Here is a 22,805-nt window from a genome sequence, read left to right on the forward strand (position 1 = left end):
CGCGCCGCCGGGGTCCGTCCCCGCGCGGCGCGTTGTTAATTAAAATCGATCCTATGCAGCCAGCTGTAGAATTTCGCAACATCTCCAAGCACTTTGGACATGTGAAGGCGAACACGGACGTCAACTTCACCATCGCCAAGGGCTCGATCCACGGCCTGGTGGGGGAAAACGGCGCCGGCAAATCGACCCTGATGAGCATCCTGTACGGTTACTATCGCGCCGACGGCGGCGATCTCCTGCTCGACGGCCAGGTCCAACAGATCCGCAACAGCCAGGAGGCGATCCGCCTGGGCATCGGCATGGTGCACCAGCACTTCATGCTGGTCGAGAACATGACGGTGCTCGACAACGTCATGCTCGGCACCGAGGGCGGCTTCCAGCTGGCGCGCCACCGCGCCAGCACCGAGGCCAAGCTGCGCGAGATCTGCCAGCGCTACCGGCTCGACGTCGACCCGCTGGCCACCATCTCCGACTTGTCGGTGGGGGCGCAGCAGCGCGTCGAGATCCTCAAGCAGATCTACCGCAGCGCCAACATCCTGATCCTCGACGAGCCGACCGCCGTGCTGACCGCGCAGGAGACCGCCTCGCTGTTCGAGATCCTGCGCCTGTTCAAGGAGCAGGGCAAGACCATCGTGCTGATCACCCACAAGCTGCAGGAGATCCTCGACATCACCGACACCGTCACCGTGATGCGCGGCGGCCGCGTGGTCGGCGCCGTGGCCACCGCCGGCACCTCGAAGGAGGAGCTGGCCAACATGATGGTCGGCCGGCCGATCGAAAACAACCTGCCGCGCGCGCCCTACAAGCCGGGCGCGCCGATGCTGGAAGTGAGCGGCCTGCAGTTGCAGGACGCGCAGCAGGTCAAGCTGTTGACGGACATCGGCTTCACCCTGCGCGCCGGCGAGATCGTCGCCATCGCCGGCGTGTCCGGCAACGGCCAGAGCGAGTTGATGGAGATCTTGTCCGGCATGCGCCTGCCCACCTCGGGCCAGCTGCGCTTCGAGGGCAAGCGACCTGCCTTTCGCCAAGCGTTCCGACGCCGACGGCCTGCCGCTCGAGTTCCGCGAACTGGGCATCGCCCACATTCCCGAGGACCGGCTGCGCGACGGCGTGGTGAAGAGCTTCTCGGTGATGCACAACACCATCCTGGGCTACCAGGACAAGCTGAAGAACCGCTGGGGCCTGTTCGACTTCAAGGCCATCGCGGCGCGCTGCGCCGAGTTGATGAAGACCTTCGACGTGCGGCCGGCCAACGGCGACCTGCGCATCGGCCTGCTCTCCGGCGGCAACCAGCAGAAGGTGGTGATCGCCCGCGAGGTGCTGGCGCAGCCGAAGCTGATGCTGGTCGGCCAGCCGACCCGCGGCGTCGACATCGGCACCATCGAAAGCATCCATAAACAACTGCTGGCGCTGCGCGATAGCGGCGTGGCGATCCTGCTGGTGTCGGTCGAACTGGAGGAGGTGCGGGCGCTGGCCGACCGCATCCTCGTCATGTGCGGCGGCCGCATCACCGGCGAACTGAAAATTGAAGAATTCGACACCACCCGCATCGGCTTGCTGATGGGCGGGCTACACAAATCATGAACAACCACGACCTGCCACGCTGGGCGAGCGCCTTCGTCCTGCCCGTTTTGAATCTGCTGTCGGCGCTGCTGGTGGCCGCCCTGGTGATCTATCTGCTCGGTGAGAACCCGGCCGAGTCGCTGGGCATTTTGATCAACAGCGCCATCATCAACCCCGAGGGGCTGAGCTACACCCTGTTCTACGCCTCCACCTTCATCTTCACCGGCCTGTCGGTGTCGATCGCCATGCAGGCCGGCCTGTTCAACATCGGCTCCGAGGGCCAGATGTACTTCGGCGGCCTGGGCCTGACCCTGGCCATGCTGGCCTTCGACGGCTCGCTGCCGGCCTGGGCGCTGATTCCCGTGGCGATGGGCGGCGCCGCGCTGTTCGGCGCGCTGTGGGGCTTTTTGCCCGGCTACCTGCAGGCCAAGCGCGGCAGCCACGTGGTGGTGACGACGATCATGTTCAACTTCATCTGCGCCTCGCTGATGAACTTCATCATCGTCAAATACCTGATCCCGGCCGGCGAGCAGAACACCGCCAGCCGCGCCTTCGCCGACAGCGGCGCCATGCCGCGCCTGAACACCTGGTTCCCCATCCTCGGCGAGACGCCGCTCAACATCAGCTTCCTGCTGGCGATCGCCGCGCTGGCCGTGTACGGGCTGATGGTCAAGCGCTCGGCCTGGGGCTTTAAGCTGCGCGCCACCGGCTTGAACCAGCACGCCGCCCACTACGCCGGCATCCGCATCGGCAAGATGATCATCACCGTCATGCTGATCTCGGGCGCGCTGGCCGGCCTCGGCTCGGTCAACTCCATCATGGGCTCGACCCACTACCTGAGTTTGAACTTCGTCGGCGGCGCCGGCTTCGTCGGCATCGCCATCGCGCTGATGGGGCGCCAGCACCCGGTCGGCATCTTCCTGTCGGCCGTGCTGTTCGGCGCGCTGATCCAGGGCGGCTTCGACCTGTCGCTGGAAAAACCGAACATTCCGACCGAAACCTTCATCTTCATCCAAGGCCTGATCATCCTGTTCTGCGGCGCCATGGAGAACTTCTACGCGCCGGCCATCGGCGCCCTGCTCAAGCGCGGCAAGGCATAAGGGAACCATCATGACATTCGACGACTTCCACTTCGCCAGCATTCTGGTATCGACCGTGCGCAACGCGCCGGTGCTCATCTTCGCCGCCATGGCCGGCCTGTTCGCCGAACGCTCCGGCGTGATCGACATCGGCCTGGAGGGCAAGATTTTGGCCAGCGCCTTCACCTCGGCGGCGGTGGCCTTCGCCACGCAGAACCCGTGGTACGGCGTGGCCGCCGGCGTGCTGGTCTCGGTGGCGCTGGCCACCCTGCAGGGCTACGTCAGCATCACGCAAAAGGGCAACCAGTTGGTGGCCGGCATCGCCATCAACATCGCCATGAGCGGGCTGACCTTCGTGGTGGCGCAGTTCTTCTTCCAACAGGGCGGCCGCACGCCGGACCTGGGCCAGGCGCGCCTGTTCGACGTGGTGCTGCCGGGCAGCGCCGCCGTCGAGGGCATCCCCTTCATCGGCTGGCTGTACGGGCATTTGATCGGCGGCCACTCGGTGCTGGTGTATCTGGCCTTCGGCCTGGTGCCGTTGGTGCACTGGGTGCTGTACCACAGCCGCTTCGGCCTGCGCCTGCGCGCCTGCGGCGAGAACCCGCACGCCGCCGACGCGGCCGGCGTCAGCGTCGAGCGGCAGCGCTACATGGCGATGCTGGTGGCCGGCGTGTTGTGCTCGTTCTCGGGCGCCTACCTGGCCATCGTGCAGAGCGGCTTCTTCCTGCGCGACATGTCGGCCGGCGCCGGCTACCTGGCCCTGACGGCCATGGTGTTCGGCAACTGGCGTCCCGTCTACACCTTCCTCGGCTGCTTGATGTTCGGCTTCTTCGGCGCCGTGCAGATCCAGATCGAGGGCGTCGACCTGCCCGGCATCGGCCGCATTCCCGGCTCGCTGATCCAGATGGTGCCGTACGTGGTGACGGTGATCGTGCTGGCCGGCCTGATGGCCAAGTCGGTGGCGCCGAAGGCCTTGGGCACGCCGTTCGTCAAGTCGCGCTAGGGCGCGCTGTAAGCCTTTGTGACGTATCAGTGCCAGCGCTACTCTAGCTTGCCACAAGTGTCAACCATACTGTAAAGTGTCAAATGTACTGTCAATCTGACTTCGTCGAGGACATCATGGGAAAGAAGCTGAACAAGGCGCCTGTCTACTACACGGTAGCTCAAGTTCAGTTCAACCCCATCCTCAATTTGGATAGCTATTTGCCAGCCATTCAAGCCAAGATGCGTGAGGCCCGCTTTCCAGATTACCGGCAAGAAGTATTTCATCGACTTGTACTACCGTTCGGGGGCATTGAGCCTGGCGGGCAAATGGCATCGCCATCAGTAGCACCTCAGTCGCGCCACACGTTCGGCGATATTTCTGGTCAAACCAGCTTCTTGCTAGAATCAAATACGTTGTCATTTCAAACTACTGAATATGACACTTTTGAAATATTCTCTGCCAGCCTACTCCAGGGACTTGACGTCTTGCACGACATCATGCGCCTCGACTTTATCGAGCGTATTGGACTACGTTACTTAGATGCAGTACAACCGCTTCAAGAGCAAGATACATTGAAGGACTACCTTGTCCCGGAGGTTTTAGGTTTGTCCCAAAAGGTCGAGGGCCAACTAATGCAATCGATTAGCGAAACCACCTCAATCACGAGTGCTGGTCAGTTGATATCGCGGGTCATAATTCGAGATGGCAACATTGGACTACCAATGGAACTTTCGATGCTTGCCCCTACTATCAATCCACGTTTCACTCAGCGGCACGGGCGACATGCTATTGTGGACACCGATGCCTCGCATGTTCTGCGCGAAGCCTTTGATCTGACACAAGTTAAAAGTCGCCTAATTTCTCTGCACAATGAAATCAAAAAATCATTTGAGATGACATTTACTACGCACGCAAAAGATGCGTGGGCCTAATAGACGGAGCTTAGGGTGACGACCACAATGAGTTTTGGCGGATGGATTCCAGACCGCCCCGCTGCGACGGGCGCATCTTCTAATGTGACCAAGGCAGTTGGATGGGTTGCGACAACTATGGCGATGTTGGCTGTCGTGGGCACCGGGGGTGAAATTCCGCTTGTACAATTGCACCGACCGGTGTCCCGCAATCAAATTATTGTACCGCCTGTCGTTGAGGTGGAACACTCGCGAACTCCAAATGAAGACCTTGCCCGTATTCGCTCAGTGCTCTCACCAGCAGTGTCCGACCTCGCAACCACACTGGGAGTGACTCGCCAATCCATTTACAACTGGATCAACGGTGAACCTGTTATCGCGGAAAACGCCGTCAAACTTCGTGACCTCTCGCAAGCAGCAGACGTACTTGCCCATGAAGGAATTGTAGTCAATTCCTCTCTTTTAAAGCGAAAGTTCGCCGACGGAAAAAACCTGTTTCAGGTTGCGCAGGCGGGCGATTCGGCACGAGAAGCCGCACTAATGCTTGTGCAAATTCTCAAGCAAGAGTCCGTACAACGGGCACGTATGAGTATCCGCTTTGCAGGAAGAATTAAAACGCCTGCAACAGCCGATTTTGATCTTCCGGCATCTAGCGACATTACTTAAAAGTGGCTTAGTGGCTCAACAGCCCCAACGAAAATAGATGAGTTTCCGAATTGCAGGCCCCCGGTGTCAGACTAGTTGTCGCCTCTAGATTTTACCCAAAGATAGAGGTGTACGATGGCAGCAAGAAATTCACCGGCGTTTGTCGAGCAGGCGCTGGTCAAGGTATTCTCCCGTGGCGACAGGAGCGTGCAGGCAGTCGCCGACGAGATCAACGTCAATTACCACACGCTTAAAAATTGGATGGCAAGGAAAGCAGTGAAGAGATCGGACACGCCGGCAGCGAAAGAAAAGCGCCCGCAGGACTGGAGCGCCCAGGAGCAGCTCGTCGCATTGCACGAGACGCACGGCATGGACGGCGAGGCGTCGAGCGTCTGGTGCCGCGAGCGCGGCATATTCCCCCATCATTTGACCGAGTGGCAAGCGGCCTTCTGCGGTGACAAAAGAACCGGCCAGGCCGATGCCAAGGCGCTGCGCTCGCTCAAGGACGACAACGACCGGCTGCAACGCGAGCTGCTGCGCAAGGACAAGGCGCTGGCGGAGGCGGCAGCGCTGCTGATCCTGCAAAAAAAGTTCCGGGCGCTTTGGGAGGACGAGGTCAAATGACCACGCTGCCGGAGCGCATCGAAGTGATGGCCCTGGTCGCCGAGGCGATCGGTGCCGGCGCGCGCCAGGACCGGGCCTGCGCCGCCATCTCGTTCAGCGAGCGCACGCTGCAACGCTGGCAGCGCGACGCCCTGCGTGGCGACCAACGGCCGGCACGCGTGCAGGCGCCGGCGAACCGGCTCAGCGCGCTCGAGCGGCGCCAGTTGCTCGCCGTCGCCAACTGCGCCGAGTTCGCCCACCTGCCACCCAGCCAGATCGTGCCGCGGTTGGTGGATCAGGGGCGCTACCTGGCGTCGGAGTCGACGTTCTACCGGGTGCTGAAGGCGGAAAAGCAGTTGGCCCACCGTGGCGCCGAACGCCCCGCGCAGGCCCGCCACAAGCCGCGCGCGTTGATGGCGACGGCGCCGGGGCAGTTGTACAGTTGGGACATCACCTACCTGCCCACGCCGGTGAAGGGCATCTATTTCTACCTCTATTTGTTCATGGATATTTACAGCCGGAAAATCGTCGGCTGGCAGATCTACGACGCGGAGAGCAGCGAGCTGGCCGGCGAGGTGGTGCGCGACATTTGCGAGCGCGAGCGCATCGCCCCGGACCAGGTCGTACTCCACTCCGACAACGGCAGCCCGATGAAGGGGGCGACCATGCTGGCCACCCTGCAGGCCCTGGGCGTGATGCCGTCGTTCAGCCGGCCGGCCGTGAGCAACGACAACCCCTATTCGGAATCGTTGTTCAGAACGTTGAAGTACCGGCCAGCATACCCCCGCCGCCCCTTCGACAGCCTGCTGGCGGCACGCCAGTGGGTCGGCGGATTCGTCAACTGGTACAACCATGAACACCGGCACAGCGCGATTCGGTTCGTCACGCCGGCACAGCGCCACGCCGGCCAGGACGCGCTATTGCTGACCAAACGGGACGAGGTGTATCGCGTGGCGAAGGCCAGGCATCCGGGCCGCTGGAGCGGCGACACGCGCAACTGGGAGCCGGTCGCCGTTGTCCATCTCAATCCGGATCAAGTGGCCGGCAATGGCAATCGAAAGGAAGACGGCAAGACACTCAAGAAAGCAGCATGATGGACCAACTCAGGCGACAACTAGCTTGACAGCCACCGCAGGAAGGATGGAAACGACTACCACAGCCGATTTCGATCTCCCCACGTCAAGTGACCATGTTTAAGGATGAAGCATGGCGGAATGGAACCGAGACACCCCATGGCGACAAGGGCACTTGCTCTGTGCAAAAGCGGTCGCGGCATTGGGACTTTGCCAAGCTGATGCCCTCGGACACACTGTGGTCATTGTCGCCACTCACGATTGCGACTTGGCCCAAGCAAGCCAGGTTGAGTCGACTATCGAAGTAATTGTGGGTCGCGCCATCAACAAATTGGATGGTAACTTCACGCACGCAAAAACACCCCGTAGGCTTCACATAGAATTTGATAGTGAAGTATCCTGCGCAGCCGAATTCGAAGCGACAGCAAAGGTCTGCATCCAAAAAATAGGTCTTGCCCAATTCTCCCCTCGCGCGGATGCTCGACTATCTCCCAGCAACTACAACATTTTCCAATTCTGGCTAGCTAGCCGTTACCGCCGCTCGGCCTTTCCCGATGAGTTTGAGCGTCGCTTGACCAAGGAAACCAAATTGGCAGATAGGATTGCAAAAACCCTAAAGCCGCATGGTGCGCTAATCGCTGGCATCTTTTTCGATGTAGATGATGGTCTTGACATCACTCACAGTGGCCCGGATGACACCTACACGCTCGATATCTACATCATGCATTCAGCCGAACCTGATTTTGAGGCTGCAAAAGCTGCTGCACAACAGGCCTCCATAGACATTCAACTAGCATTCACGGAAAAACTGCTTACTCCCACCAAAACCTGGCAGCAAGTTGAACTACGCTCCTGCGAAATAGTGTCGGAGTCAGTGCTGACGTATCAACAATTCAAGCAGCTCAAGCGTTGGCGGCTGGAACACATTAGCCTGGCTGCTGACCCGCAACAACCGCTGCTGGAAAAGTAATGAAAGGAGCCCGGACTCTTTCCCCGATTCACTTCTTCAGCGTGCAGCAAGGTAGTCTTAGTTTCATGGAATAATTTTACCTCTTTGCCGTTTTCGTACTGCATCAATCAGCGCTTGTACGTCGGCCATAACTTGCGCATGGCTAAGGTTTGGAGCCGGATCAGCCAGTGACTCGGCAACTTTCTGCCGCATCCATTCGGTGTGTGCTTTGACCTTTGAGGCGCCACGCGCCCACTCGGACCACGACGGTCTCATTTGCGTTCTATTGTAGGATTTCATGTTGACCGAGTTCCGCTCATTTCAGCGTTGCTCGGACTTGAGCGAGCGCGTCAGCAAGGGGAACAGCTTTGACAGTGCCGGCGTCGAGTTCCGCGATCCGGCGCTCGATTTCTTGCGCCCATGCCTCATCGACCTCATCGACCTCATCGACCTCATCGTCGAGGCTAGCCAGAAGCCGTTGAGCTAACTCTGCACGCCCTCGCCGGGACAGCTTCAGCGCCTCCGCGGCCAGCTTTTCGAGTTCGAACTCCATAGTTGGACCTCCGCATCTCACTCTGGAATTCTACCGCCGATTCGCTCGCGCGGCGGCGAAGAGGCGTAACGCCCCCTCCCCGACTCATACGCTTAGAACTCTTCCCACTCGCTGTCGGCGCTGGAGGCTTTGACCTTGGCGGCGGGACGCGCCGCCGGCTTGGCCGGCGCGACCTGCTTGAGCGCCGGGCGCGCCGAAGCCAGCTTGACCGGCGCGGCCTTGGCGGCCGGCGCGCGCGGCGGCGCGGAGGCCGGCGCCGACGCGCGCGGCGCCGCCCTGCCCTCGTCGAGCTTGAACACGCTGACCGCCTGCGCCAGATGGTGGGCCTGCTCCTGTAGGCTCTCGGCCGCCGCCGCCGCTTCCTCGACCAAGGCGGCGTTCTGCTGCGTCACGCCGTCCATCTGGGTGATCGCCTGGTTGACCTGGGCGATGCCCTCGCTCTGCTCGTGCGTGGCGACGGTGATCTCGCTCATGATCGCGGTCACCCGGCGCACGCTGCTGACCACCTCGTCCATCGTGCTGCCGGCCTCGTTGACCAGCTTGCTGCCGATCGCCACCTTGCCGACCGAATCGTCGATCAAGGCCTTGATCTCCTTGGCCGCCGCCGCGCTGCGCTGGGCCAGGTTGCGCACCTCGCTGGCGACGACGGCGAAGCCGCGTCCCTGCTCGCCGGCGCGGGCCGCCTCGACCGCCGCGTTCAAGGCCAGGATATTGGTCTGGAAGGCGATGCCGTCGATCACGCTGATGATGTCGACGATCTTGTTGGAGGACTGGTTGATCGAGGCCATGGTGTCGACCACCTGGGCCACCACGGCGCCGCTCTTCTGCGCCACGTCCGAGGCGGAGCCGGCCAGCTCGTTGGCCTGGCGCGCGTTCTCGGCGTTTTCCTTGACGGTGCTGGTCAGCTGTTCGATCGAGGCGGCCGTCTCCTCCAGCGCGCTGGCCTGCTGCTCGGTGCGGGCCGACAGGTCGCTGTTGCCGAGCGAGATCTCGGCGCTGCCGCGCGCCACGTTCTCGGCGCTGACGCGCACGTCGAGCAGCACGCAGTGGATCTTCTCGACGAAGGCGTTGAAGCCGGCGCCGATCACGGCCAGCTCGTCCTTGCCGTTGACGGCCAGCTTGACGCTGAGGTCGGCCTCGCCGCTGGACAGGTCGGTCATCGCCGCGCCCAGGGTGCGCAGCGGCGCGGTCAGGCGGTAGACCACGCCGATCAGGATGCCGGCGGTGGCCACGGCGCAGATCAGGGCGACGGCCAGGGTGTACCACAGCAGCTCGCGCGCCGAGGCGGTGGCGACGCTTTTCGGGAAGCTCAGCCGCACGCTCCAGGGCGCGCTCTCGGCGTGGATGAACAGCGGCTGCAGCAGGTGGATGTAGCCGCCGGCGTCGGCGAACTCGTAGCCCTGGCCGGCGCGCACGGCGGCCAGGCCGGCCTCGGGGATGTCGTCGGCCTTCTTGCCGAGGCGCTCGGCGACGGGGTTGCTGGCGTACAGGCCGCCGTTGGAGATCAGGCTCAGCTTGGCGCCGTCGATCACCTTCAACTCGGCCAAGATCTTGCTCAGCCGGGTCAGCATGAAGTCGCTGCTGGCGACGCCCTGGAACTTGCCCTCGATCAGGATGGGCGCGACCAGCGAGGCCATCAGCACGTTCTTGCCGTCGACCGGATAGTTGTAGGGCTCGGTGAAGAACACCTTGCCGCTGCGTTTGGGGATGTCGTACCAGTCGTTGGCGCCGGGCGCGCTGTCGAACACGATGGGCTCGACGTTGAGCTTGCCGCCGGCGCCGCGCGTCCAGTAGGGCATGAAGCGGCCGGTGGCGTCGTACAGCGGCTTCTTGTCGGCGAATTCGGCGTCCTTGCCGTCGAGCGCGTTGGGCTCCCAGGTGACGGCGGTGCCGATCAGGGCCCTCGGAGCCGCCCAGCGTGGCCTTGACCATCTCGTTGACCTGGTCGCGCGAGAGGGCGGCGTCGGCGCCGCGCGTGGCGCGCATGGCGCCGGCCAGGTTGATCACCGCCGCCAGGTTGGTGCCGATGCGGCTTTGCAGCGCGCCCGACACCTCGCGCGCCGAGGTGCGCGCCAGCTCCATCGCGGCGGCCTCGGCGCTGGCGCTGCTGCGCACGCCGATGACGGTGGCGGTGATGCCCAGGCTGAGCACGGCAAGCACGGTGGCGGCGGCGCAGATTTTGCTGTTGAGCGACAGTTGCAGTCCGATGCCGTTGCTGAAACGGCCGGGAGGCTTGGCGGAGGTGTCGAGGTTCATGCTGGATTCCTTTGGTGTTTCAAGGCGCGGCGGATCGCGCCGCGCCGGTCGTTCAGAACGTCTTGGTCAGGGCCAGCACCAGGGTGGCGTCGGCCGGGTTCGAGGTCTCGACCACGCCGGCCGAGTTGGGGATGCCGAGCGTGTAGTTGTCGTAGGCGCTGGTGGCGCCCTTGGCCTTGGTGTAGGCGGCGGCCAGGGTGAAGCCGCCGGGCAGGCTCTTGCTCACGCCCACCTTCAGGTCGCGCCAGTTCCACATGCTGTTGTTGGCGACGCGGCCGTCGCCGGCGTGCAGGTTCAGCGTGTAGCCGCCGCCCAGGTCGACGTTGGCGCCGATGTCCAGGTAGCCGGTGCCGCGCGCGTCGACGATGCCGAAGAAGTCGTGGCTGATGGTGTAGTTGTACTTGGCGTACAGCATTTTGTAGGTGGCGCCGAAGGACAGCTCGCTGTAGTCGTACTTGGTGGCGCTGGCCTTGTATTCGGCGCCGGGATACTTGTAGTAGTAGACGGCGGCGCTGTAGCCAAGGTCACCGGCGGCGCCGGTGTAGGCGCCGTACAGGTCCCATTCCAGCGTGCCGTTTTCGATGTAGCGGTTGCTCATCGTCGACAACCAGGTGCCCACCGAAAAGCCGTTGGGGAAGGCGTAGTCGGCGCCGCCCTGCAGGGCCGGCTTGCCCCAGGTCTGGCGGAAGCCGCGCGAGATGTATTGCGAGGTCAGCGTGACGTTGGCCGTGAGCGCCGATGCGGCCGGGGCGGCCGGCGCCGGGTCGGCCGTGGTGGTGGTTTGGGCTTGCGCGCTCAAGGCGAGCAGGCCCAGGCAAAGCGGCAGCAGCCGTTGCGAAACTGGTTTCATGTTCCATCTCTCCGTGTTGATGCGGGCGGCGCCAAGTGGGGCGCGCGCCGTTGTAGGGGGTGCCGGTCAGGGAAGCGTTTCCGCTTCCGGCCGGCGGCTACAATCTGCAGGCGGGGTTGGGGCCATGAAGAATGGTTGCCTATGGAGGCGATGAGCTTCCCCGCCGTTCGGCCGAACGGGTGTAGGAAAACTCTTAGGTCTAGCATACGAAGGTTGGCCGGCGCATGTCAAATGTACTCGCCTAAATTGCAAGATACTGTTGCTATTCTGCAATTCCCGGAATTTTCTTAGGCCATGGCGGAGTTGTAGCGAATTGGGTTCTAGTTACTATCTCCGAGGGATAATTTATTTCCCCGCCGGCGGCATCAGGCCGCGTTCCTGCCCGGCCACGGCCCCGGCCCGGGCCGCCGGCGCCGCTTTGGCGGCAAACAGCGCGCGCTCGGCGTACTGCAGCAGGATGATGGTCTTGCCGTCGGCGATCTCGCCGGACGCCAGCATGGCCATCGCCCGCTCGATCGGCAGCTCCAGCACCTCGATGTCCTCGCCCTCCTCGGCGATGCCGCCGCCGGTGCCGACCCGCGCGGCGGGGTCGTATTCGGCGACGAAGAAGTGCAGCCGCTCGGTCACCGAGCCGGGGCTCATGAAGGCCTCGAACACCTTGCGCACCTCGCCCACGCGGTAGCCGGTCTCCTCCTCCACCTCGGCCTGGATGCGCTGCTCGGCGCTGGCCTGGTCGAGCAGGCCGGCCGGCGTCTCGATCAAAAAACCGTCGTGCTGCGCGCCGTAGCAGGGGAAGCGGAACTGGCGGATCAGGATCACGCTGCGCCGCGCCAGGTTGTACAGCAGGATGGTGGCGCCGTGGCCGCGGTCGTAGGTCTCGCGGCTCAGGGTTTGCCAGCGGCCGTCGCGGCGGCGGTAGTCGAAGGTGGTTTTCCTCAACACATACCAGTCGTCGGACAGGGTTTCGACCTGGTGGATGCGGACGTGTTCTGAAACGTGTTCTGCGGGCATGGCGGCACTCCTGGTGGCATGGATAGGACTTGCATTTTTAAACAGTATCATGCAATATCGTGCAATATCAAGAAATTTCATGCAAAGGAAAAACCGCCGTGCTGACCCGCCAACGCAAGGAGCTGCTGCTCAATCTGCTCAAACAGGATGGCCGAATCGTCGCCAAGGCGCTGAGCGAACAGCTCGGCCTGTCCGAGGACACCATCCGCCGCGACCTGCGCGAGCTGGCGCGCGAGGGTCTGCTGCAGCGCGTCCACGGCGGCGCGCTGCCGCTGCCGCCCTCGCCGGCGATGGGCAACTTCGCCCAGCGCCAGCAGATCGCCGGCGAAGCCAAGCCGGCCATCGGCCGGGCCGCCGCCGCCATGGTCGAGCCGGGCCAGGTGGTGTTCATCGACGGCGGCACCACCGCCGTGCAACTGGCGCGCGCCCTGCCGGCCGAGCTGCGCGCCACCGTGGTCACGCACAGCCCGTCGGTGGCGCTGGAGCTGGTCGAGCACGCCCACATCGAGGTGATCCTGATCGGCGGCCGCCTGTTCAAGCACTCCATCGTCGCCATGGGGCCGGCGGCGCTGGAGGCGATCGCGCAGATCCGCACCGATATCTACTTCATGGGCGTGTGCAGCCTGGACCCGCAGGCCGGCATCACCACCGGCGACTACGACGAGGCCGGCGTCAAGCGCGCCATCAGCCAGGCGGCGCGGCGCACCGTGGTGCTGGCCTCGCCGGAAAAACTACAGACCGCCTCGCCCTACCAGATCGCGCCGCTGAGCAGCGTTGGCGCCATCGTGGTCCACGCCGGCGTCGACGAGGCGCTGTTGGCGCCCTACCGGGCGATGGGCATCGAGGTGGTCGTCGCTGGAGGAAACCACCTAAAGGCTTGATACATTGCCATCCGGCATGGCACACTTGGGAGATTCTCCCCATGGACCACGCAAGCGATGATGCACGCAAGGGCTGTCCGGACCGCCGCCGCCTGCTGGGCGTTGTTGGCGGGACTGTGCGCCCCCCTCCCCTCGGCGGCCACCGATAGCCATCTGGTCTATCCGCTGACCACCTTCAGCATCGACAGCCGCTACGACTACGACTGGACCGTGTTGCGCACCGCGCTGGAGAAATCCAAGGCGCGCTTCGGCTCGTTCGACATGCGCCCGGCCTCCGCCAGCATGTCGCCGCAGCGCATCAGCCAGGAGCTGGCGCAGCCGGCCGGCCGCATCAACATCTTCGTGCGCGCCACCGACGCCGAGCTGGAACGCGTGTTCCTGCCGATCCGCATTCCGGTCGACAAGGGCTTGCTGGGTTATCGGGTGTTCCTGGTGCGCCACGAGCTAGCCTGCCGCGCTTCGCGGCGGTGCGCGGCGTGAAGGACCTGCGCGGCCTGCGCGCCGGCCTGGGCAAGGACTGGGCCGACGTGGCCATTCTGCGCGCCGCCGGCATCGAGGTGGTCGAGGGTTCGACCTACGACGGCCTGTTTTCCATGTTGGAAGCGAAACGTTTCGATTTCTTCTCGCGGGCCGCCGACGAGGCCGGACGCGAATTCGCCGAGCGCGGCGCCAGCCATCCGCAGCTGGCGCTGGAGCCGACCTTGCTGCTCCACTATCCGTTGCCGCGCTACTTCTTCGTGCGCCGCGACGCCGAGGGCAAGCTGCTGGCCAAGCGCATCGAGGCGGGGCTGGAAACGATGATACGCGACGGCAGCCTGGACGCGCTGTTCCAGCGCTACAAGGGCAAGATCATCGAGCGCGGCGGCCTGCACCGGCGCCGCGTGATCGAGCTGCGCAACCCCTCGCTGTCGCCGCAGACACCGCTGGGCCGCGCCGAGCTGTGGTACAAGCCACTGAGCGACAAGTAGGCCGGCGCACCGGCCAAGCCGAGGCTTGGCGGCGGCGCGGCGGGCAAACCGACAGGCCCGCCCCGGCAGCGCCGGCAAGGATGCGCCGGCGCCGGTCGCCTACGGCCAGATGCTCTGCAACAGCGCGGCCAAATGGTAGCCACCCTTGATCAACTGCTCCTTGGCGATGGCCGAGCTGGCCACCGGATAGTTGTCCGGCACGCCCAGCGCCCACACCTGGTAGACCTCGCCCTTGCCGCTGGTTTGATACGCCACCTTGCCCGGCGTGGCGTCGGCGTAGGCCAGCTTGGCGGCCACCAGCGCGTCGTCGGCCCACTGGTGCGGCCAACCGGACGGGTCGCCGCTGTTGGCCGCCACCGCCGGCTTGGCGGCGATGGCGATCTGGGCGAACTGCTGCGGCGAGCGCGCGCCGACGCGGCGCATGGCGTAGTCGACCACCGTGCTGTCCCAATACGAATGGAAGGGCCGGGTCAGCTGCCTGGGCTTGGCGCCGGCCGCGCCGGCGGCGGCGCTTGCGGTGGCGGCGCCGGCGCCGTCGGCCGCCGGCCGCGCCGGGATCAGCTGGGCGCTGGCGGCGCCCAGCTTGACGTCGTCGAGCAGCAGATTGTTGCCGCCGCGCGCGTCGAACATGTTGACGGCGTCGATCTGCTTGGCCGCCAAGGGCAGCGCGTAGCCGCCGTCCTTGCCGACGTAGGCGGCGCCGACGTGCAGCGGCTGGTGGATGTCGCCGGCCAAATGGGTCAGGATCAACAAGGCCTGGCGCGGGCTGAAGCGGTGCGGATTGGTCTGCGGGTCGCCCTTGCCGCGCAACACGGCGATGGCCTGGCCCAGCGTCTGCACTATGTCGTCCTCGGCGGTGCCGACGGCGTGGTCGTGGTACCGCGTTTCCTGGAAGGGCACGTCGGTGTAGTGGTACTCGCTGTGCTTGGGATTGGCCGCCGTGTAGGCTTGCATCTCCTCGGTTTGCGGGCCGCAGTAGCTGCCCTTGACGCAGTCGGCCCAGTTGGCCACCTGCTCCAGGCTCTCGCCCGGCAACAGCAGGGCCGCCACTTGTTGCTGGGCGCGGCTGCCAACGATCAACTGGTCGGCGATGGCGCCGACGGCGCGGTGGCCGTCGCTGCCCCAGGCCAGCGCGTCGGCCGACAGGACCAGGCCGCCCAGGGCGGCGATGCAGGCGAGGCGCTTCATTCCGGACTCCCCTTGCTCGGCTTGGCGTAGACCTTGTTGATGTCGAGCGGCTGGGCGTAGGCCGAGCTCCAGGTCTGCTCGTGCAGCGCGGCCAGGCGCTGGGCCATTTTCTCGTTGCGCATCACCACCTCCAAATTGCGCGACAGGTCCAGATAACCGCCGCTCCAGTTGCTGGTGCCGACCCAGCCCAGCTTGCCGTCGACCACCATGGTCTTGCTGTGGATGACGCGGGCGAAGGGAATGAAGCCGCTCGAGGCGAGCGGCAGCGTGACCACACGGATCTCCACGTTGGGCAGCATGGCCAGGCTCTTGAGGTAGGACTGCGCCGGCATCTCCAGGTTCCAGTTCGACACCATCAGCTTGATCTTGACGCCACGGTTGGCGGCCGAGCGCACCGCGTTGTCGATCACCGCGTAGTAGGGCCGCGTGCCCTTGGGGCCGTAGCTGAGCGGGGCGTAGTCGAGCAGCTGGATGCGCACCTCGCTGCGCGCCTCGGCCAGCAGGGCCGGCAGGCCGCTTTCGGAGTCGCCCACGCCGGCCGGGTTGTAGGCGTTCGGACTGGCCAGCAGGTAGGCGGCCTGGGAATAGTCGGCGGCCACCGCTTTGCTGTTGAGCACAGGCACGGTCTGGCCCTGGCTGCTCAGCGCCTGGGCGCGCCAGTCCTGCTCGAAGATGGCCTGCACCTGGCCGACCACCTTGGGGTCGCTGATGCGCAGGCCGGTTTCGTGGATGTGGCTGAACGCGCGCCAGTCGAAGTTCTGGCTGCCGACGTAGGCGACGGCGCGGTCGACCACCAGGTACTTGGCGTGGATGATGCCGTTGCCGGTCAGCTTGTTGAAGTCGATGATGCGCAGGTCCAGGTTGGGGATCGCCTTGAGCTGGGCGATGGTGGCCGGCTCGGACAGGCCGACGCCCTTCTGGTCGAGCAGGAAGCGGATCTTGACGCCGCGCCGGCCGGCCGCCGCCAGCCGTTCGACCACGTGTTCGAAGGCGCTGCCGGCCTGGTTGACGACGTAGAACTGGCCGATCACGATCTCGCTCTTGGCCTGGTCGAACAGCTCGCTCCAGACCGTGGCGGCGTCGCGCAGGTCGGGCGTGGCCAAGCTGGTTTCCAGCGGCACGGTGTGGACCAGCTCGTAGCCGGGAATGCTGAACTCGGCGTGGGCCAGGCCGGCGGCGCCCAACAGGGCGGGAAGTAAGAGACGACGCATCGTGGGGGTTCCTTGATATCAATGGGCGGCGGCGGCGCCGGTGGCGCCGCCCTGCTTGGGTTGGCTGGGCTAGTAGGTGCTCTGGATGCGGCCGAGCGGCGCGGCGCTGCCGGCCGGCTTGCCGATCTGCTCGCGCATCCGCAGGTAGTTGCGCAGCGCGTCGATGTCGCGGATGCCGGTGTTGGCGCGGCTGCCGCCCTGGATGAACAGCGGGTAGGCGTCGCCGCCCTCGGCCAGGAAGGCGTTGGTGGCGACCCGGTAGGAGCTGGTGTTGTCGAGCGGCACGCCGTTGAGCAGCACGCTGCCCGGCACCACGCGGCTGCCGTCGGGTTGGTTGCGCTTCCAGCTGTAGGAAAAGCCCTCGGACACCTGCAGCAGGCCGCGGGCGGCGTGCTTCGGCCCGCCCCACTGCTGCTCCAGCAGGGCGGTGATCTGCGCGCCGGTCAGGTTCATCACCACCAGGTCGTTGTTGTAGGGCAGCACGGCCTGGGCCTGGCCGGCCGTGGCCGGCAGGCCGGCGCCGGCGGCCAGGTCCTGGCGCATGCCGTGGTTGTTCATGAAGGCGATCTGGGCGCCGAAGTGGCGCGCGCCGACCAGCATCGAGTCGGCCACCAGGTCGCCCAGCGCCGACTCGCCGTGCTCGTTGAGGCTGCGCGTGACGGGCGAGAGCGCCAGCTTGGCCACCGGCTGCGCCAGCGCCGCCGCGCTGCGCTGGCGCACCTGGGCCAGGTAGGCGTCCAGCGCCGGATCGGCCGGGTAGCGGCCCGGCGTCATCACCACGTTCTGGGCGGTGACTTGTTGCACGGTGTTGCTGGCGGTGTCGACCTGCAGCTGGATGCGGGTCAGCACGCGCCCGCCCATGTCGGCCTGGGTCACCAGGCGCTCGCCGACGCGGCAGGTGTAGCCGGTGTGGCTGTGGCCGCTGACCACCAGGCGGATGGCCGGGTCGAGCCGCTTGACGATGTCGAGCAGCGGTCCCTGCAGCTGGCTGCACTCGGCCTTGTCGAAGGCCTCGACCGTGTGGCCGCCCTGGTGGATCAGCAGCACGAAGACGTTGACGCCCTGCTTGCGCAGCTCGGGCAGGACGCGGTTGACGGAGTCGGCCTCGTCGGCGAAGTTGAGCCCGGCCACGCCGGACGCCAGCACCATGCCGACGGTGTCGCGCAGCACGGCGCCGATCAGGCCGATCTTCACGCCGCGCACCTGCTCGATGCGGTAGGCCGGCAGCACCGGCTTGTTGGTGACCATGTCGATGACGTTGGCGGCCAGGTAGCTGAAACGCGCGCCGCTGTAGTCGGCGGCGAACTTGCAGGCCTTGTCGGCGCGCGGCGAGGCGCAGCCGCCCTTCTGCTGGCGCAGCAGCTCGACCCGGCCGGCGTCGAACTCGTGGTTGCCGACCGCGCTGGCGCGCAGGCCCAGCAGGTTCATCGCGACGATGGTCGGCTCGTCGGCCCACATCGCCGACATCGACTGGCTGGCGCCGATCAGGTCGCCCGAGCCGACCAGCAGCAGTTCCGGGTTGTCCTTGCGCCAGGCCTGCAGCGCCGCGCCCAGCGTGTCGATGCCGCCGGCCTGGACCGTGCGTTGGCCGCCGAACAGGCCGCCGGCGCTGCTGAACTTGCCCGCCTCGAGGTTGCCGTGGAAGTCGTTCAAGCCGACCAGGTTGATCGCCACCGTGTTCGGCGGCGCACGGTGGGCGCAGCCGGCCAGCAGGACGGCCAGCGCGGCGGCGGCGATCGGGCTCAGGTATTTTTTCATTGCATCACGAGTCGGAGAGAATGGAATATTGTACAGCCAGCCCCGGAAAAAGGAGGCGTCGCGGCCTGGCGCGACGCCCCCCCAAGCAAAGGGGTCCGACCCCGTGCGGGGTCGGACCCCGTGGCGTCGCGGGGTGCGGGGATAAAAAAAACGGCCGATGTCGCCATCGGCCGTTCCCGGGGTTCACGCTAGCGTGGCGACGAGCTTAGAACTCGTACTTGACGGTGGCTTGGATGGCCCACTGCGACTCGCCCTTGACCTGGCGCACGTCGTAGTCCTCGACCTTGTCGCGCACCTTGTAGATGTAGCGACCCTGGGCGTCCAGACCGACGTAGTCGACGAAGCTGCGCGCCTGGCCGCCGCTGCCGGTGAAGCCGACCTCGTTGATACGGCCCCACTTCTTGTTCAGCAGGTTGCCGACGTTGAAGATGTCCAGGGTGAAGGTGGCCTTGTTGTTTTTGAACAGACCAGGAATCTCCTGGGCGATGCGCATGTCGAAGCTGTTGGTCCAAGGCGAGAAGCTGTCGTTGCGCTGGACGGTGCCGCCGGCGGCGCGTTTCAGCGACGGGTTGGCGTTGACCACCGACCAGAACTTGTCCTCGTTGGCGTGGCTGCCGCCGACGTCGCCGGCGAACACGACCTGGCCGGAGCCTGGTGCCGACGGAATGAACATCAAATCGTTGCTACCGATGCCGTCGCCGTTCAAGTCGTTGTTGTAGGTCCAGCTGTATGGCTTGCCGGTACGGCCTTCATAGAACATACCGAAGGTGGTTTTATAGGAACCGAAGAAGCGCTTCTGGAAGTTGACCAGGGCGTTGATGCGGTCCTTGACCAGGTAGCTCGAATTGGCGTTGGCTTCGTCGTTCGGGTTGAAGATCGAGCGCGCGCTGTAGTTCGAACCCGAGGTCGACGAGGTCAGCGGCGACACTTCCTTGGCGTCCGTGTAGGTGTAGGAGACCGACCAGCCGAGGCCGGAGGTCATCGGACGGCTCAGCGACAGGGTGGCCAGGTTGCTGCCGCCCTTGCTGGTCTTGTCGGCCAGCAGCACGTTGCCGAACTTGTTGTTGCTGCCCGCCTTGGTCACGAAGCTCGAGCAGGCGCCGGTGTTGATCGAGGCGCCGGTCGACTGGTTCCAGCAATCGGTCTTGAAGCCGGCGGCGGAGTAGTACAGCGCACGGCCGTCGGTGCCGGTCTTGGTCGGCGCGCCCAGGTTCAGGTTGCGGTAGAAGATGCCGTCCTTGTTCTTGGTGTACAGATACTCGGCGCTGAAGACGATGCCGTACCATGGCAGCTCGGTGTCGAAGGCGATGTTCGATTTCCACACCGACGGCTGGCGCAGGCCTGGGGCCAGCGCATCGACGTTGGCGATGGCCGAGGAACCCTTGACGTTGGTCGGCTGGTTGTTGATGTCGGACGAGAAGCTGTTGTCGCCGTTGCAAGGCGCCGTCGAGGAACCGCAAGACAGGGTCTTGGTGGCCACGCCGGTGTTGGAGAACGGGTTGGACAGCCATACCGTCGCCGCCGCGCCCTGGAACAGGCCGGCGCCGCCGCGCACTTGCATCTGGCGCGCGCTGTCGAAGGTGTAGTTGAAGCCGAAGCGCGGCTGCACCAGGTTTTCGCCGTCGAAGGTGTTGGTGTTGTCGATGTCGAAGCCGCCGGTCTGGCGACCGCCGGTCGCCGCCGTCGCCGCGATCACCGGTGCCGCGGCGGCGTCGTTGCGCAGCGGACGGTCGCTGATGCGGGCCGCGTCCAGACGCACGCCGTAGCTCAGCGTCAGGCGCGGGTTGACGGTCCAGGTGTCCTGCACGAAGGCGCCGTAGTTTTTCATGCTGAAGTTGGCGACCGCGTCGTCCAGGGTGCGGCCGGCGTTAGGCACTTGCAGCGAGTACGACGATGGACGGCCGCGGCTGAAGTTTTCCAGCACGGCTTGCTCGATCTGGGCGGCGGTGGCCGGGGTGTTCTTGCCGCAGTCGAAGTTGGCCGGCAGCGAGTTGTAAGGCTGGGCCACGCAGGAGAAGGTGTAGTTGCCCCAGATGTTCTGCAGGAAGGCGTTGTACACGTCATTCTTCTGGTAGTCGCCGCCGAACTTGACTTCGTGCTCGCCCAGCGACCAGTTGGCGCCCAGGTAGGCGTCCTTGGTCTTGGTGCCGAGGACGTTGCGGTGGCGGCTGTTGTCCGTGCCGAACTGCAGGGTGCGCGAGGTGACCGGCACCGAGGCCGGCGTGCCGGCCGGGGTCGGACCGGTGAAGGTCAGGTTGATCAACGGCAGCTTGGCGTTCAAGTTGGGCAGGCTGTCGTAGTCGCGCGAGGAGACCTTGAACTCGGTCGAGAAGTTCGGCGTCCAGTCGGCGGTCCACTGGCCGACCAGGGTTTCGATGGTCTTGCCCTGGTTGAACCATTCCGAGTTGAGCGAGATGGTGCTGGCGTTCAGGCCGGAGAACGCCGGCTCGGACTGCTTGGTCTTGGAGTAGCGGAACATGGCGCGGTGCGCGTCGTTGATGTTCCAGTCCAGTTTCAGCAGGGTGTCGTCGACGGTCAGCTGGCTGCCCTCGGGCACCGAGGTGCCGGCGTCGAAGCCGAACTTGTTCTTGGCGATGTCCTGGGCGGACGCGATGGCCGAGTTGGTGATGCCGACGTTGGTCATCGAACTGCCGATCGGGCCGAACGACGGCGCGCTGCGGGTCGACTCGAGCTTCTCGTAGCCGGCGAACAGGAACAGCTTGTCGCGGATCAGCGGGAAGCCGACGGTGGCGCCCTTGGTGGTTTCCTTGAACGGGGCCGGCGCGGCGTAGCTGTCGGAGCTCAGGTTGTAGCGGTCGCCGGCCATGCTGTCGTTGCGGAAGACGTAGTAGACGCTGCCCTTGACGGTGTTGGTGCCGGACTTGGTGACGGCGTTGATGTTGCCGCCGGTGTAGCCTTTTTGCGTGACGTCGTAGTTGGCGACGTTGACCTGCACCGACTGGATGGCGTCGATCGAGATCGGCTGCTTGGCGGTCGGGCTGCCGTTCGACTCCAGGCCGAAGGTGTCGTTGACGGCCACGCCGTCGATGGTCAGCGAGTTGTAGCGCGAGTTCTGGCCGGCGACGGACATCTCGCCGCGTTCCTTGTCGGTCTGCGAGACGCGCGGATCGGTGCGGGCGTAGTCCTGCAGGTTGCGGTTGATCGAACCTTGGATCGCCAGTTCGGTCGCGCTGATGCTGGTGCCGGCGCCCATCGTGGTCTTGGAGAATTTGTCCGAACGGCCGCCGGCGATGCCGGCGATGGTCACGGTCTGGATCGCCGGGGCGCCCAGGGTGGCGTCGACGTTGGCGGTCTCGGCCAGCTGGACGAAGACGTTCTCGCGCTTCTCGCTGACGCCGTTCTTGGTGATGGTGATCGTGTACGGGCCGCCTGCGCGCAGGCCACGGGCGACATAACGGCCTTCGGCGTCGGTGACCACGTTGCTGACCGAACCCGATTCGGTGTGCACGACGGTGACCGTGGCACCACCGGCTGGTTTGCCGTCGGTGGCGAAGATGCGCCCGCCGATGGCCGAGGTGGTGTTCTGGGCGAAGGCCGGTGCTGCCGCAAGCGCGATAGACAAGCTAAGCGCGATTTGCGTTAGCCGAAGCCGTTTGTGATTGATCATTGTATAACCCCAAAAAAGACTAATAGTTGTTTGGAACCCATGCTGGTGGCAGGTGTTCCCTCTTTACTGTGCTGCAACTGGTCGGCCGGCCCATCGCTGGCCTGCGCTGGTCTGTCTTCGTGCCAAGACAAAAAATTCTGTAACACCCTCTTCCATTCGGCGCCGGCGCCCCTATCTGGTGTTGGCCGGCCCCCTCGCACCGCCCCCCGTATTGCGGTGAACGTCGCGCTTCATGCGCATTTCTTGCACATATACCGTCAAACGCGTCGCTCCCTCTGGGGCAACGCATAAGTGTAGCGGTGCAATATTTCAGGGCTATGACGTCTTTATGACAATCTTGTGACAGGCAAACCGGCCATGCCGGCGTTGCCGTCCATCGATCTGCCCTGCTGTGGGAAAAGCAATAATCTTGCCTTTTTGGATCATTTCATCCCACTATGCATTAAGTGCAAACCCCATGACAAATACGATTTAATTTACGAATTTATATGAAAAACATATAAATGTGCCCGGCTGGCGTCCTCTTTTGGAGGTCGCCGGGGCGCGCAAGGGCGGGATTATAAATGAGCCTTGCGTACTTGAAATTGTTTCATGTGGAAAATATTCAAAGCTAGAGGCAGTCCACCAGTTTTGTGTCGCTTGTGGGCCACAGGGTGGCGCCGGCGGCAAGGCGGTGGATGAAGATGAATTTTA

18 protein-coding genes and 1 pseudogene are annotated in these 22,805 nt (G+C 64.5%); 10 read left to right on the plus strand and 9 right to left on the minus strand.

Annotation, left to right across the window (positions count from 1 at the left end; all coding sequences use genetic code 11):
* Positions 1 to 53 precede the first annotated feature (53 nt).
* The 7 genes and pseudogenes from QC826_RS23875 to QC826_RS23905 all read left to right on the plus strand — a co-directional run bounded on the left by QC826_RS23875 (position 54) and on the right by QC826_RS23905 (position 7,829).
* A pseudogene (locus QC826_RS23875) lies at positions 54 to 1,584 on the plus strand (ABC transporter ATP-binding protein).
* On the plus strand, positions 1,581 to 2,663 hold the full coding sequence (locus QC826_RS23880; protein ID WP_279762746.1) for an ABC transporter permease: 1,083 nt from the start codon (positions 1,581 to 1,583) through the stop codon (positions 2,661 to 2,663). Before QC826_RS23875 ends, QC826_RS23880 begins: the two are co-directional and overlap by 4 nt.
* A gap of 10 nt (positions 2,664 to 2,673) precedes the next feature.
* Complete coding sequence (locus tag QC826_RS23885; protein WP_093388297.1) at positions 2,674 to 3,645, plus strand: ABC transporter permease; 972 nt, start codon at positions 2,674 to 2,676, stop codon at positions 3,643 to 3,645.
* Positions 3,646 to 3,761: 116 nt separating this feature from the next.
* Positions 3,762 to 4,559 (plus strand): TIGR04255 family protein, encoded by a 798-nt coding sequence (locus QC826_RS23890; RefSeq protein WP_279762747.1) that lies wholly within the window; start codon positions 3,762 to 3,764, stop codon positions 4,557 to 4,559.
* A gap of 15 nt (positions 4,560 to 4,574) precedes the next feature.
* On the plus strand, positions 4,575 to 5,204 hold the full coding sequence (locus QC826_RS23895) for a hypothetical protein (RefSeq protein ID WP_279762748.1): 630 nt from the start codon (positions 4,575 to 4,577) through the stop codon (positions 5,202 to 5,204).
* 114 nt (positions 5,205 to 5,318) lie between these two features.
* A protein-coding gene (locus QC826_RS23900; protein ID WP_279762749.1) for an IS3 family transposase occupies positions 5,319 to 6,880 on the plus strand; the annotation gives its coding sequence in 2 pieces (ribosomal slippage) (positions 5,319 to 5,775 and positions 5,775 to 6,880; 1,563 coding nt in all).
* A 112-nt stretch (positions 6,881 to 6,992) separates the two neighbouring features.
* Positions 6,993 to 7,829 (plus strand): hypothetical protein, encoded by an 837-nt coding sequence (locus QC826_RS23905; protein ID WP_279762750.1) that lies wholly within the window; start codon positions 6,993 to 6,995, stop codon positions 7,827 to 7,829.
* Positions 7,830 to 7,892: 63 nt separating this feature from the next.
* Here QC826_RS23905 and QC826_RS31800 read toward each other — a convergent pair whose 3' ends face one another.
* The 5 genes from QC826_RS31800 to QC826_RS23925 form a co-directional block, all read right to left on the minus strand.
* On the minus strand, positions 7,893 to 8,108 hold the full coding sequence (locus QC826_RS31800; RefSeq protein WP_409567699.1) for a hypothetical protein: 216 nt from the start codon (positions 8,106 to 8,108) through the stop codon (positions 7,893 to 7,895).
* Between the two features lie 16 nt (positions 8,109 to 8,124).
* A complete protein-coding gene (locus tag QC826_RS23910) occupies positions 8,125 to 8,361 on the minus strand; it encodes an addiction module protein (protein WP_279762751.1) in 237 nt (78 codons plus the stop codon).
* A gap of 92 nt (positions 8,362 to 8,453) precedes the next feature.
* Positions 8,454 to 10,160, minus strand: a complete 1,707-nt coding sequence (locus tag QC826_RS23915; RefSeq protein ID WP_279762752.1) for a methyl-accepting chemotaxis protein — start codon at positions 10,158 to 10,160, stop codon at positions 8,454 to 8,456.
* Positions 10,161 to 10,669: 509 nt separating this feature from the next.
* The gene (locus QC826_RS23920; RefSeq protein ID WP_279762753.1) at positions 10,670 to 11,467 is read right to left on the minus strand and encodes a TorF family putative porin; all 798 of its coding nucleotides are present in this window, start codon (positions 11,465 to 11,467) and stop codon (positions 10,670 to 10,672) included.
* A gap of 345 nt (positions 11,468 to 11,812) precedes the next feature.
* The gene (locus QC826_RS23925; RefSeq protein ID WP_279762754.1) at positions 11,813 to 12,478 is read right to left on the minus strand and encodes an NUDIX domain-containing protein; all 666 of its coding nucleotides are present in this window, start codon (positions 12,476 to 12,478) and stop codon (positions 11,813 to 11,815) included.
* Positions 12,479 to 12,576: 98 nt separating this feature from the next.
* On the opposite strand from QC826_RS23925, the gene QC826_RS23930 reads away from it, so the two are divergent.
* Genes QC826_RS23930 through QC826_RS23940 form a run of 3 tightly spaced genes read left to right on the plus strand, consistent with a single transcriptional unit; the run spans position 12,577 to position 14,327 of the window.
* Positions 12,577 to 13,359 (plus strand): DeoR/GlpR family DNA-binding transcription regulator, encoded by a 783-nt coding sequence (locus tag QC826_RS23930; protein WP_279762755.1) that lies wholly within the window; start codon positions 12,577 to 12,579, stop codon positions 13,357 to 13,359.
* Positions 13,360 to 13,416: 57 nt separating this feature from the next.
* Positions 13,417 to 13,839, plus strand: coding sequence for a hypothetical protein (locus QC826_RS23935; RefSeq protein WP_279762756.1), 423 nt, complete (start codon positions 13,417 to 13,419; stop codon positions 13,837 to 13,839).
* Positions 13,836 to 14,327, plus strand: coding sequence for a hypothetical protein (locus tag QC826_RS23940; RefSeq protein ID WP_279762757.1), 492 nt, complete (start codon positions 13,836 to 13,838; stop codon positions 14,325 to 14,327). The genes QC826_RS23935 and QC826_RS23940 overlap by 4 nt, the downstream gene beginning before the upstream one ends.
* 99 nt (positions 14,328 to 14,426) lie before the next feature.
* Here the strand turns inward: QC826_RS23940 and QC826_RS23945 are convergent, their stop codons facing one another.
* The 4 genes from QC826_RS23945 to QC826_RS23960 all read right to left on the minus strand — a co-directional run bounded on the left by QC826_RS23945 (position 14,427) and on the right by QC826_RS23960 (position 22,067).
* Positions 14,427 to 15,515 carry a S1/P1 nuclease gene (locus QC826_RS23945; protein WP_279762758.1) on the minus strand — a complete coding sequence of 363 codons (1,089 nt, stop codon included), beginning with the start codon at positions 15,513 to 15,515 and terminating at the stop codon, positions 14,427 to 14,429.
* Positions 15,512 to 16,726: a phospholipase D-like domain-containing protein gene (locus tag QC826_RS23950; RefSeq protein ID WP_279762760.1), complete on the minus strand. Its 1,215-nt coding sequence runs from the start codon at positions 16,724 to 16,726 to the stop codon at positions 15,512 to 15,514. Before QC826_RS23950 ends, QC826_RS23945 begins: the two co-directional genes overlap by 4 nt.
* A gap of 69 nt (positions 16,727 to 16,795) precedes the next feature.
* Positions 16,796 to 18,484, minus strand: coding sequence for a bifunctional metallophosphatase/5'-nucleotidase (locus tag QC826_RS23955; RefSeq protein ID WP_279762761.1), 1,689 nt, complete (start codon positions 18,482 to 18,484; stop codon positions 16,796 to 16,798).
* A 205-nt stretch (positions 18,485 to 18,689) separates the two neighbouring features.
* Positions 18,690 to 22,067: a TonB-dependent receptor gene (locus QC826_RS23960; protein WP_313872802.1), complete on the minus strand. Its 3,378-nt coding sequence runs from the start codon at positions 22,065 to 22,067 to the stop codon at positions 18,690 to 18,692.
* Positions 22,068 to 22,805 lie beyond the last annotated feature (738 nt).

This window comes from Rugamonas sp. DEMB1, assembly GCF_029834475.1.
Lineage (GTDB): Bacteria > Pseudomonadota > Gammaproteobacteria > Burkholderiales > Burkholderiaceae_D > Rugamonas > Rugamonas rubra.

Bases quoted from the DNA above. Each gene is read 5' to 3' on its own strand.
- QC826_RS23880 (WP_279762746.1), top strand. From the start codon at position 1,581: ATGAACAACCACGACCTGCCACGCTGGGCGAGCGCCTTCGTCCTGCCC.
- QC826_RS23885 (WP_093388297.1), top strand. From the start codon at position 2,674: ATGACATTCGACGACTTCCACTTCGCCAGCATTCTGGTATCGACCGTG.
- QC826_RS23890 (WP_279762747.1), top strand. From the start codon at position 3,762: ATGGGAAAGAAGCTGAACAAGGCGCCTGTCTACTACACGGTAGCTCAA.
- QC826_RS23905 (WP_279762750.1), top strand. From the start codon at position 6,993: ATGGCGGAATGGAACCGAGACACCCCATGGCGACAAGGGCACTTGCTC.
- QC826_RS31800 (WP_409567699.1), bottom strand. From the start codon at position 8,108: ATGAAATCCTACAATAGAACGCAAATGAGACCGTCGTGGTCCGAGTGG.
- QC826_RS23910 (WP_279762751.1), bottom strand. From the start codon at position 8,361: ATGGAGTTCGAACTCGAAAAGCTGGCCGCGGAGGCGCTGAAGCTGTCC.
- QC826_RS23915 (WP_279762752.1), bottom strand. From the start codon at position 10,160: ATGCCCTACTGGACGCGCGGCGCCGGCGGCAAGCTCAACGTCGAGCCC.
- QC826_RS23920 (WP_279762753.1), bottom strand. From the start codon at position 11,467: ATGAAACCAGTTTCGCAACGGCTGCTGCCGCTTTGCCTGGGCCTGCTC.
- QC826_RS23925 (WP_279762754.1), bottom strand. From the start codon at position 12,478: ATGCCCGCAGAACACGTTTCAGAACACGTCCGCATCCACCAGGTCGAA.
- QC826_RS23935 (WP_279762756.1), top strand. From the start codon at position 13,417: ATGATGCACGCAAGGGCTGTCCGGACCGCCGCCGCCTGCTGGGCGTTG.
- QC826_RS23945 (WP_279762758.1), bottom strand. From the start codon at position 15,515: ATGAAGCGCCTCGCCTGCATCGCCGCCCTGGGCGGCCTGGTCCTGTCG.
- QC826_RS23950 (WP_279762760.1), bottom strand. From the start codon at position 16,726: ATGCGTCGTCTCTTACTTCCCGCCCTGTTGGGCGCCGCCGGCCTGGCC.
- QC826_RS23955 (WP_279762761.1), bottom strand. From the start codon at position 18,484: ATGAAAAAATACCTGAGCCCGATCGCCGCCGCCGCGCTGGCCGTCCTG.